Source organism: Pseudomonas sp. 05N434, assembly GCF_056396965.1.
On sequence record NZ_JBFTMK010000875.1, the window covers coordinates 1 to 1,267 of the forward strand.

Consider the following 1,267-nt stretch of genomic DNA (forward strand, 5'->3'; position numbering starts at 1 on the left):
CCCACGACCAGAAGTGGGTCAACTCAATAGCGTGGGTCGTCATGCCAGATCACTTCCATTGGTTGGTACAACTCGAACAACACTCCCTGGCGCAACTCATGCAAGCCACCAAATCTCGCAGCACACTCTCCATCAACCGAGCGTCAAACAATGAAGGGGCTTTTTGGCAAAGCGGCTACCACGACCGGGCAATCCGCGATGGAGAAGGACTCCTGCCATTCGCTCGTTACATTGTTGCCAATCCATTGCGCGCAGGGTTGGTCAATAAAATTGGCGATTACCCACTATGGGATGCCTGTTGGCTATGAACCCAGCAGCACCATAACCCTGTGGCGAGGGAGCTTGCTCCCGCTCGGCTGCGCAGCAGTCGTGAATCCTGTACATGCGGTGTGTCTGAAAAAATCCGGTGTTGCTGGTTTTTGGGACCGCTGCGCAGTCCAACGGGGGCAAGCCCCCTCGCCACAGGCAAGCTCCCTGGCCACAACAGCCCTTCTCCACAGGTAATCGTGCGCATCTGATATTTGGTTGTTCACAATTTTTTCACCAACGCCAACCACCGTCTAAGCTTCAAACAAGTCCGATCAATCTGCGTGAATGGATCAGTCGACTATGGGCGCTTTGTGGCAAACCGATTCGAGTGACACTGTGGTTCCGACTGAACGTGTGGATGAAGCGCCTTTACCTGAAAAACCCCGTCGCTCACGGCACGGCTGGGGGGCGTTCTGGTTGCTGCTGCTGATTATCCTGATTGTCCTGGGCCTGGCCGCGGCCAAGGAAATGCGCACCTCCAAGTTCCAGGCCCGGGAAATCAGCAAATATGCCGCCTCGCTGAAATACGAACTGCAACCCGGCCCCAGCGACGCGATTCGCTACCCTGGCGAAGGCCCGTTCGATCAGCGTCTGGGCTACAGCTCCCTGGATGAATTTCTGCCGCGCCTGCTCAAACGCGATTACGTGATAGCGGCGCAAACCCGCTTTTCGCCTGCGCTGATGAAGTACAGCGACAAGGGCTTTTTCATTCCCTATACCGAGAAAATCCAGGCCGGGCTGTCAATCACCGATTGCCGTGCGGCCCCGCTGTATCAGTTCAAGTATCCACAACAGCTCTATTCAAGCTTTGCCGCGATCCCGCCGGTGGTGGTCAACAGCTTGCTGTTCATCGAAAACCGCTTTCTGCTCGATCCGCACCAGCCCCTGGCCAACCCCGCCGTGGACTGGCCACGGTTCGGCATGGCGGCGTGGTCCCAGGTAGCCAAGCTGTTGCGCC

Annotated in this window: 1 protein-coding gene and 1 pseudogene; both read left to right on the forward strand. The window is 56.9% G+C overall.

Annotation, left to right across the window (positions count from 1 at the left end):
* Positions 1–308 (forward strand): REP-associated tyrosine transposase (locus AC1DLB_RS30315; protein WP_477786319.1); only part of this gene is annotated, 308 nt, incomplete at its 5' end.
* A gap of 301 nt (positions 309–609) precedes the next feature.
* Positions 610–1,267 (forward strand): annotated as a pseudogene (locus tag AC1DLB_RS30320) (glycosyl transferase family 51); the annotation flags it as partial.